The 9,037-nt window shown below is 60.7% G+C and carries 8 protein-coding genes; 4 read left to right on the plus strand and 4 right to left on the minus strand.

Annotated elements, in window-relative coordinates; translation table 11 throughout:
• Positions 1–291: 291 nt before the first annotated feature.
• On the plus strand, positions 292–1,497 hold the full coding sequence (locus M5G17_RS26875) for an MFS transporter (protein ID WP_273895886.1): 1,206 nt from the start codon (positions 292–294) through the stop codon (positions 1,495–1,497).
• 61 nt (positions 1,498–1,558) lie between these two features.
• Here M5G17_RS26875 and M5G17_RS26880 read toward each other — a convergent pair whose 3' ends face one another.
• The 3 genes from M5G17_RS26880 to M5G17_RS26890 form a co-directional block, all read right to left on the minus strand.
• On the minus strand, positions 1,559–3,958 hold the full coding sequence (locus M5G17_RS26880) for a TonB-dependent siderophore receptor (protein WP_273895887.1): 2,400 nt from the start codon (positions 3,956–3,958) through the stop codon (positions 1,559–1,561).
• Between the two features lie 100 nt (positions 3,959–4,058).
• Positions 4,059–5,009 (minus strand): FecR domain-containing protein, encoded by a 951-nt coding sequence (locus M5G17_RS26885; RefSeq protein ID WP_273895888.1) that lies wholly within the window; start codon positions 5,007–5,009, stop codon positions 4,059–4,061.
• Positions 5,009–5,542 carry a sigma-70 family RNA polymerase sigma factor gene (locus M5G17_RS26890; RefSeq protein WP_273895889.1) on the minus strand — a complete coding sequence of 178 codons (534 nt, stop codon included), beginning with the start codon at positions 5,540–5,542 and terminating at the stop codon, positions 5,009–5,011. Before M5G17_RS26890 ends, M5G17_RS26885 begins: the two co-directional genes overlap by 1 nt.
• Positions 5,543–5,732: 190 nt before the next feature.
• Here M5G17_RS26890 and M5G17_RS26895 point away from each other — a divergent pair, with 190 nt between their 5' ends.
• Complete coding sequence (locus tag M5G17_RS26895; protein ID WP_273895890.1) at positions 5,733–6,590, plus strand: carbon-nitrogen hydrolase family protein; 858 nt, start codon at positions 5,733–5,735, stop codon at positions 6,588–6,590.
• The gene (locus M5G17_RS26900) at positions 6,587–7,678 is read left to right on the plus strand and encodes a polyamine ABC transporter substrate-binding protein (RefSeq protein ID WP_273895891.1); all 1,092 of its coding nucleotides are present in this window, start codon (positions 6,587–6,589) and stop codon (positions 7,676–7,678) included. Before M5G17_RS26895 ends, M5G17_RS26900 begins: the two co-directional genes overlap by 4 nt.
• Positions 7,679–7,682: 4 nt before the next feature.
• Here the strand turns inward: M5G17_RS26900 and M5G17_RS26905 are convergent, their stop codons facing one another.
• Positions 7,683–8,264, minus strand: a complete 582-nt coding sequence (locus M5G17_RS26905) for a DUF4174 domain-containing protein (protein WP_273895892.1) — start codon at positions 8,262–8,264, stop codon at positions 7,683–7,685.
• A gap of 223 nt (positions 8,265–8,487) precedes the next feature.
• On the opposite strand from M5G17_RS26905, the gene M5G17_RS26910 reads away from it, so the two are divergent.
• Positions 8,488–8,991, plus strand: coding sequence for an anthrone oxygenase family protein (locus M5G17_RS26910; protein WP_273895893.1), 504 nt, complete (start codon positions 8,488–8,490; stop codon positions 8,989–8,991).
• Positions 8,992–9,037 lie beyond the last annotated feature (46 nt).

The raw sequence follows: 9,037 nt of genomic DNA on the forward strand, positions 1-9,037 counted from the left end.
TTGATCGGAGAATCCCTAGGGCTTGACACATGAAAATCGAAGTTGCTTATTGGATTTTTTGTTTCTAGATATAGATACCGCCAATAACTTAACTCTATTAAAGTTAGGATTCGCCCTACGACTCTTACAGAACATTCCCACATTCATGGCGACGAGCAATACTAGCTTTTAAACAACGACGTTTCTGCATCACACCCAAATAGCGAGGACTGGCAATTCATCGTCAAACCAGCTAAACATATTTAGCGATGCACTCATGAGCGTTTCGTTTAGTTATAAATTGGAGAACACATGGCAACTACCTACCGAGCACTTCTCACCACCCCCGGCGTCGTGGGATTAGTGATTGCAGGTTCCATTGCCCGTCTGCCACAGGCAATGATCGGTATCGGCATCATTACCATGCTGGTGCAGCAGACAGGGCTTTATTGGCTGGCCGGCTCGGTCGCAGGTGTATTCACCTTGGCTAATGCGATTATAGGCCCGCATATATCGAGGCTCGTAGACCAGCGTGGTCAACGTCAGGTTTTGCCCTGGGTGACTGCGTTCAGTACGGGCATGTTGTTAGCGCTAATAATGGCTGTTTATAGTGGAGCGCCTACCCTGGTGCTTTTTATTCTAGCGGCATTGGCAGGTTCGATGCCAAGCATGCCCGCCATGATAAGAGCACGCTGGACGCATCTTTTCCGTGGCACGTCGAAATTGCACACGGCCTTCTCACTAGACACGGTTCTAACTGAACTTACCTACATTATCGGTCCGCCACTTGCTATTGGTCTGAGCACACATTTTTTCGCTGAAGCGGGCCCTCTTGTTGCCGTCTTGCTGTTGGTCATCGGCGTGACTGCTTTTCTGCAGCAGCGCCAGACTGAGCCGACGGTAGTCGTAGCTAGCAAGAGAGCCGCGAGCTCGGTCTTGCTTATCCCCGGTCTTCGCACCATCGTTCTGGCACTTTTGGCATTGGGTGTGATTGGTGGATCAGTCGATGTAGCGGTTGTTGCCTTCGCCAATGCGCAAGGGTGGCCAGCGTCCGCTACCTTCATCCTCGCAGCCTATGCGCTCGGCTCAATGATCGCTGGCCTGACTTTCGGCACGCTAAGGGTTTCCTTACCGATGGAACAACAATTCTTCGTCGGAGTATTGATAACAACCGTAACCGCGCTTCTACCCTTACTTTCTCCAGACGTTTACATTCTTTCTGGAATGTTGTTCGTGGCAGGTATGTCATTCGCACCTACGATGGTCATCGTTATGAACCTCGGCACAATCATTGTCCCACCCTCGAAGATCACCGAAGGACTGACGTGGATGACGACGGGTATCAGCGTCGGCGTTGCGCTCGGCGGTGTAGTTTCGGGTCTGCTCATTGATATCTACGGCGCACAGGCAGGTTTCTGCGTGGCTATCGGTGCGGGTCTTGTGATGGTGATGACTGTGTTTATGGGCCAACGTACACTTCGTGATGCATCCGTAACTGTTTCGGAAGGCATAGCATGACTAGCTAGCCGAAGTAAAAAACGCCCCCTTCTACTCAAGGGGGCGTTTTATTCTTAAGTAATCAAAAATCCCAGCGAGTGGTCAGCATCAAATTGCGCGGGTCACCATACGACATCGAGTTATAGAAACCGATGTTGGTGTAATAGCGCTTGTCGAACAGGTTGTTGGCATTGACCGTTGCCGAAAGGCTGTCGGTGATCTGGTAACGGGCCATCAGGTCCACCAGCCAGAACGGATCCTGGGCGAACTCCTGGTCTATGTCCTTGGGCCGGTTGTGCAGCACCTGCCAACCCTTGCCCTGCCAGCGCGCACCGCCACCGACGGTCAGGCGCTCCAGCGCACCCGTAAGCTGGTAGCTGGTGAAGAAGCTGACCTGATCTTCCGGCTCCCAGGTCGACACTTTCTTGCCGTCGTCATCGCGGATTACCTTGTGGGTGTAACCGGCCTGCAGCTGCCAGCCTGGCGCCAGCTCACCCGAGACTTCGGCCTCGAAGCCCTTGGTCTTGGCTTTCACGCCCATCCAGGCAAAGCCCACTGCGGGGTTGGTCGGGTCGCCGTTGTACTGGTTGTCTTCGACGGTGCGGTTGCTCTGGTGAATCTCGAAATAGGCAAGGCTGGCGTTGACCCGGCCGTCGAGGAATTCGCCCTTGAGGCCCACTTCGTAGTTCTGCCCTTCGTCCGGGTCCAGCAGGCGGTCGTTGCGGTCGCGGAACCAGGCGTCCTGGGGCATGAAGATATCGGTGTAGCTGGCATACAGCGAGTAGGTGTCATTGAGGTCATAAACCGCGCCAAGGTAGGGGATCAGGCGATCGTTTTCCTTGTTGTTGGCGTCGATCCCGTCGTAGCTGTAGTTGACCAGGCGCCCGCCGAGCAGCAGGGTCAGGTCGTCGGTCGGGTGCAGGCGTGCGGTGAGGTAGGTGCCGTTCTGCCGTACCTTGTCGTCGGTGCGCGCCGCCACCGGGCCCCAGTCGGGCTCACCAATGTCACCGTTCCAGTTGGGGAAGTCTTCGATGATGTCATCGGCGTAGGTGACATCGCGGTAGTCTTTGCCCTTCCAGCGCGAAGCCGTATAGGAGTTGCCGATCACCAGTTCATGCTCACGGCCGAACAACTGGAAAGGTCCGCTCAGGTACAGGTCCAGGGAGTTGCTGACGGTTTCACCGGTGTACTTCTGCGCATAGATATCGGCGGTACCGTCCTTGCCTGGCTGGTAGCCCTGGATCGAGCCGAGCGGCGCGTGGTAGCCGTTGATCTTGTGATCAAGCTGGGCCTTGGCCACCCAGCCGTTGTCCAAGTGATGTTCAAGGCTTGCGAACACGGTGCGGGTGTACTGCTCCCAGGTGCTCCATTTTGCCGCGTTGTTGAAATGGTGCGAGACATTGTTGGTGTCGCCATAGCCATTGTACAGCGGCACGGTGCCCGACCAGCTGGAGCCTTTGGGGTTGTTGTCCTGGTAGTCGGCGCCAACGGTCAGCAGGGTATCGGGGTCGAGGTCGAACTCGAGGATGCCGTAGTAGACGCTGGTCTTGCGCTCGTAGTGATCGAGGAACGAGTGTTTGTCTTGATAGGCGGCCACCGCCCGGCCGCGCACATTGCCGCTGTCGGTCAACGGGCCGCTGACGTCCAGTTCGCTGCGGTAGTTGTCCCAACTGCCGGCGCCGAGGGCGAAGTGGCCCTTGAACTCGGCGGTCGGCTTTTTGCGCACCAGGTTGATGGTCGCCCCGAGCGAGCCTGCGCCGGTCAGCAAGCCGGTGGCGCCCTTGAGCACTTCGACGCGGTCGTAGATGGCCATGTCGCTGAGGCTGTTACCGGCTGAGTAGCCGACATTGCGCGAGGTCGAAGGAATGCCGTCGTACTGGAAGTTGCTGATGGCAAAGCCGCGCGCGTAGTAGCTGTTGCGCTCGGTGTCATAGGCCGAGACGGTGATGCCCGGGGTGTGGCGCATCACGTCGTCGATGTTGTTGAGGCCAAAGTCATCCATGTGCTGACGGGTCACCACGGTGATCGACTGCGGCGTCTCGCGCGGGGTCAGTACCAGACGGGTGGCGGTGGCAATGGTGCCGGGGGTGTAGGAACGGCTCTCTTCGGTGATGGTGCCCAACTGGTTGCTGGTGACCTCGGTGGCACTGAGGTTGATCGCGCCCGCCTCGTTCACTTCACGCACCAGGCTGTAGCGCCCGTCCGCCTCCTTGATCAGCGCCAGCCCCTTGCTGGCGAGCAAGGCGCGCAGGCCCTCTTCGACCCCGTACTGGCCGTGCAGGCCTTCGCTGTGTTGGCCCTGGGTCAACGCCGGATCAAACGACAACACCACCCCGGCTTCAGCGGCAAAGCGGGTCAGCACCTGGCCCAGATCGTCCTGCGCCAGGTCGTAGGTACGCATGGCCGCTTCGGCCTGGGCCAGGCTCAAGGGCAACAACAGCGCGCAACAGCGCAGGGCGTGGTGAATCCGGCGAGTTCTCATTCGATGCGTTCTCTTCTGGTTGGCATTCAGGCAGTGGGCCTGCCTTCCATGAGTCGAACGACAAGACGAATTAATATCATTTACATGAAAAATTCTTTCGTTAACGTGCCTGCACGGTCACCCAGTACGGTGTGTGCTGGCTGATGCGCACCGGCAGCGTGCTTTCCAAGGCGCGGAAGATCTGCGCCTGGTCATCGAGCCTGAAGGTGCCGCTGATGCGCAGCCCGACCACCTCTGGCGCGCAGCGCAACCAACCGCGGCGGTAACGCGAAAGCTCGGCGATAAAGGCCCCCAGGTACTGTTCGTTAGCAATCAGCAGGCCTTTGCTCCAGGCGTCCAGATTGCCTTCCAGTGGCGAACTGAGCACCAGCGCCGGGTTGGCAAAACGGCATTGCTCACCGGCCTCCAGCAGCGCCCCGCCACCCTGCTCGCCCGGCAGCACCAGTACCTGGTTTTCAAACACGGCCAGGCGAGAAGTGTTTTCGCCGGCCAGCACCGAGAAGCGCGTGCCCAGCGCCTGCAACGTGCCGTGGCGGGTTTGTACCAGGAAGGGTCGATTGGCCGGGTCCTTGGCGGTCGTGATCAGCACCTCGCCGTCGCGCAGCACCAGCAAACGCTGCTGCGGGTCGAAACGTACATCCAGGGCACTGGCGGTGTTGAGCTGGACCTGGCTGCCGTCCTCAAGGGTCAGGCTACGGCGCTCGCCGGTGCGGGTCTGATAGTCGGCAAACCAGACGTCTGGCCGGGCTTGCTGATAGCCGGCCCAGCCCAGGCCACCGGCACCGGCCACCAGCACCAGGCCCTTGAGTGCGCTGCGGCGGCTCATCGCCGACAGCGCCAGGGTGCGCCCGGCCAGGCCTGCGGGCATCTGCTGCAGGCGTTGCTGGACCTGTTCGACCTGCTGCCAGGCCCAGGGATGTTGCTCATCAGCCTGCATCCAGGCGTGCCAGGCAGCGTGTTCGGCGGCGCCTGCGCTTTCATCGCCCAGACGGGCGCGCCAGGCGGCGGCCTGTTCGAGGGCGGCAAGCTGGCGCGGATTCAGTGCGGGCATCAGTCGGCCTCGTGTTGCAGGCTGTACAGCGTGCAGTGGTGCAAGGCCTTGGCGACGTCGCGGTTGACCGTGACCACCGAGATGCCGAGGGTGGCGGCAATGGCCTTGTAGGTCATGCCATCGAGCTGCGAGAGCAGAAAGGCCTTGCGCACCCGAGCACCTAAGCCTGCGAGCATGGCGTCCAGTTCACAGAGGGATTCCAGCAGGATGGCCCGGGCTTCGGCCGAGATGTCCAGCGCTTCGGGTTGCTCGGCCAGGGCTTGCAACCAGGCGCGTTCGAGCCGGGCGCGGCGAAAGTGATCGATCATCAGCCGACGGGCAATGGTCGCCAGGTAGCCCCGGGGTTCGCGCACATTGCGTAGCCGGTCGCTGGCGTCGGCGGCGCTGAGTACGCGCACAAACACGTCCTGCATCAGGTCGGCCGCCAGGGCATGACACGCCACCCGCGGGCGCAGCCAGGCAGTGAGCCAGCGGTGATGAGACTGGTACAGATGGCTGACCTGCTGGTGCAGGGCGGGGTTGGAGTCGGGCATGGTGACTTGAAGATTAAATGAGAATTTCTATCATTCTATGCGAATGAGGGAAGTGCTTGGAAGTGCAGTGGTGGCTTGCCCCGCGATAGCGAATGCAGCCATTACCCATTCAGGGTTACTCCATCAACGTAATTACCACCTCCACTGCCGCACCGCATACTCGCTTGCAGCCCCCCGCCAGGAATCTTTGATGAAAATCGAACTGATACAGCTCGCCGGCCGCGACGGCGATACCGCCTACAACCTGCAACGCACCCTCGAGGCCATCGCCAGTTGCGCGCCCGACACCGACTTGCTGGTGTTCCCGGAAACCCAGCTGATGGGCTTTGCCAGTGCCGAGCAATTGCCCAAAGTTGCCGAAGCAGTGGACGGCCCGAGCGTTACGGCCGTGCTGCAGGCGCTGCGCGAACGTGATGTGGCGGTGGTGATCGGCCTGGCCGAGAAAGCCGACGGCCATTACTACAACACCTCTCTGTTGCTGACTCCCGAAGGCATCGCCCTGCACTATCGCAAGACTCACCTGTGGCCGTCGGAACGCGGCCTGTTCACCCCTGGTGATCGCTACGCCACAACCTGCTGGAAAGGCCTGCGTATCGGCCTGCTGATTTGCTACGACATCGAGCTGCCGGAAAGCAGCCGCGCCCTGGCGCAACTGGGTGTCGATTTGATCGTGGTCAGCAACGGCAACATGGACCCCTACGGCCCGGTGCACCGCACCGCGATCATGGCCCGCGCCCAGGAGAACCAGGCCTTCGCCCTGATGGTCAACCGCGTCGGCGCTGGCGATGACAACCTGGTATTTGCCGGTGGCAGCGCCGTGGTCGACCCCCATGGGCGCCTGCTGTTCGAGGCCGGGCGCGAGGCCTGTCGGCAGGTCATCGAACTGGACCTTGCGCAACTCGACCAGGCTCGCCGCGCCTACGACTACCTGGCCGACCGCCGCCTGCAACTGCCCGGCCAGCGCCTCGAACACGCCGATGGCCGCCGCGAACTGCTGATTCCCCGAGCGCTGCCTCTTACAACAACAAGATCCCGGAGTGCCCCATGAAGTCGATCCGCCTGCCCCTGGCCCTGGCCGCGCTACTGAACCTCGCCGCCGCCCAGGCCGCCGCGCCCAGCGTGCACATCTACAACTGGTATGACTACATCGCCCCCAACACCACCAAGGAGTTCCAGCAGGCTTCGGGGATCGCCCCGGTGTATGACGTGTTCGACAACAGCGATGTGATGCAGAGCAAGCTGATGGCCGGACGCAGCGGCTATGACGTGGTCTTCGCCAGTGGCGACCTGTTGCCCAACCTGATCAAGGCCGGGGTACTGGCCGAACTCGACCGCAGCCAGTTGCCCAACCTGCCGCACCTGGACCCGCAGATCCTCGCCAAGCTGCAAGTCAATGACCCAGGTAACCGCTTCGCCGCGCCGTACTTGTGGGGCACCACGGGCCTGGGCTACGACGTCGACAAGGTCAAAGCGCGCCTGGGCAGCGATGCACCTCTCAATTCCTGGGACCTGATCTTCAAGGAGGAAAACATCGCCAAGCTGGCCGACTGTGGCGTGGCCATGCTCGATGCGCCCAACGAGATCATCCCCATCGCCCTGCACTACCTGGGCCTGCCCTACAACAGCAAGAACCCCGAGGACTACCGCAAGGCCGAGGCACTGCTGCTCAAGGTGCGCCCGCACATCGCCTACTTCGACTCTTCGCGCTTTATCTCGGACCTGGCCAACGGCAACGTCTGTGTGGTGCTGGGCTGGTCGGGTGGCGTGTTCGACGCAAGGCTCGCCGCCGACAACGCCAACAACGGTCGCGACATCCGCTACAGCATCCCCCGCGAAGGTGCACCGTTCTGGCTTGAAAGCATGGTCCTGCTCAAGGATGCGCCCAACCCGCAACAAGGCCTGGCCTTTATCGACTACATGCTGCGCCCCGAGGTGATCGCCGCCTCGACCAACTACCTGGGCTACCCCAACGCCAACAAGGACGCCGCCCCACTGGTGAATGCGAAGATCCGCGACAACCCCTCGGTGTACCCGCCCCAGGCGGTGCTTGATACGCTGTTCGCCCTGGAGCCGTTACCGCTCAAGTACGAACGCATCCGCACCCGGGTGTGGAGCAAGGTCAAAACCGGAAGTTAGTCGCTCAATCTTCCAGGGGCTTGGGTGGTGGCAGGGGCTTGGCGGGTTTTGCCGGCTTGGCTGGTTTGCCATCCTTGCCTGGCTTGGCCTCATTGCCCTTCGCCGGCTCACTCTTCAAGTCGGCTACGGTCGGCGCCACGATGGCTTTCTCTGCGGCTGGCAATTGGTCGACTGCTTCGAAAATCGCCTTGGGTTCAAGCGTACCGGTATGCTCAAGGCGGTGCTGCTCACCATCCTTGCCTACCAGTACCACCAAGGTGGCCACCGTATCCTTGGCGCTTAACTTGAACTGGCGGATCAGGGCCATGGTCGCCTGTTGGTCCAGGAACTTGTCATCGCGTTTGCCGATCATGCCGGCAACGCTATAGATCACCAGCTTGCGCTCTTCAAAGGCAGCCTTGGTGGCCGGATCTTTCAAGGCCTCGTTCAATCCACGCAAGGTCGGGTCGGCGGTGCTGGGGGCAATGATAACCAAGGGACGAGCCTTGTTCAGGTCCAGGGCCAAGGGGTCGTCGCTATCAGCAGCGAGGGCAGGACCGGCAACAACGGCCAGCAAGGCGGCGAGGGTCAGTGACCGAACAAGCATGCGCATCTCCTTTCTATTTCCATGCATCAAAGACTACATATCGCGACGAAAGATCCGGGTTGCGAGCCTAAACTACAGGGCCAGATGAGTGGGCAAGGCAAAGGTAACTTCCGATTACCAAGTGCGACCTTGGAGACATGCCGAAAGGCCTGTCATCCGAATCTGAGGATAGCTGAAGGCCGCCAGCCATGCCCGTCGACCACCCTGTAAAAAGGCCTTGACCATGAGCGTTGCCGACACCTTGCTGTTACTGCTGATCCTTGTCACTGCCCTGGGCTGCGGGTTGATGGGCGGGTTGTTCTTCGCCTTTTCCAACTTCGTCATGCAGGCCCTGGAACGCATCCCGGCGCAAAGCGCGGTCAGCGCCATGCAATCGATCAACCAGGTGGTGCTCAACCGCCTGTTCCTTGCGCTGTTTCTGGGCACCGGCGTGACGTGCGCCATTCTGCTGAGCTGGGCCTGGCTGCGCTGGCCTCTGCCCGGCAGCCTGTGCATTGGCATCGGCAGCGCGCTGTACCTGCTCGGCAATGTGCTGGTGACCCTGCTCTTCAACGTGCCGCGCAATCAGACCCTGGCGCGCCTGGACCCGGCCAGCAGCGAGGCGGCCAGCGCCTGGCCCAGTTATGCGCGGGTGTGGAAGCGCTGGAACCATGTGCGCACCATTACCGCGCTGGCGGCGACGGCGTGGTTGATGGTGGCGTTGTTGCGGGTGGTGTGGGCTCAATGAGACATGGGGCTGCTGTGCAGAAACCCTGTGGGAGATTCTATGGTTT

Origin of the sequence: Pseudomonas rubra (genome assembly GCF_028656935.1) — a bacterium.
Taxonomy (GTDB): Bacteria; Pseudomonadota; Gammaproteobacteria; order Pseudomonadales; family Pseudomonadaceae; genus Aquipseudomonas; species Aquipseudomonas rubra.

Coding starts and splice junctions, on each gene's coding strand:
- M5G17_RS26875 (WP_273895886.1), top strand. CDS start 292: ATGGCAACTACCTACCGAGCACTTCTCACCACCCCCGGCGTCGTGGGA.
- M5G17_RS26880 (WP_273895887.1), bottom strand. CDS start 3,958: ATGAGAACTCGCCGGATTCACCACGCCCTGCGCTGTTGCGCGCTGTTG.
- M5G17_RS26885 (WP_273895888.1), bottom strand. CDS start 5,009: ATGCCCGCACTGAATCCGCGCCAGCTTGCCGCCCTCGAACAGGCCGCC.
- M5G17_RS26890 (WP_273895889.1), bottom strand. CDS start 5,542: ATGCCCGACTCCAACCCCGCCCTGCACCAGCAGGTCAGCCATCTGTAC.
- M5G17_RS26895 (WP_273895890.1), top strand. CDS start 5,733: ATGAAAATCGAACTGATACAGCTCGCCGGCCGCGACGGCGATACCGCC.
- M5G17_RS26900 (WP_273895891.1), top strand. CDS start 6,587: ATGAAGTCGATCCGCCTGCCCCTGGCCCTGGCCGCGCTACTGAACCTC.
- M5G17_RS26905 (WP_273895892.1), bottom strand. CDS start 8,264: ATGCTTGTTCGGTCACTGACCCTCGCCGCCTTGCTGGCCGTTGTTGCC.
- M5G17_RS26910 (WP_273895893.1), top strand. CDS start 8,488: ATGAGCGTTGCCGACACCTTGCTGTTACTGCTGATCCTTGTCACTGCC.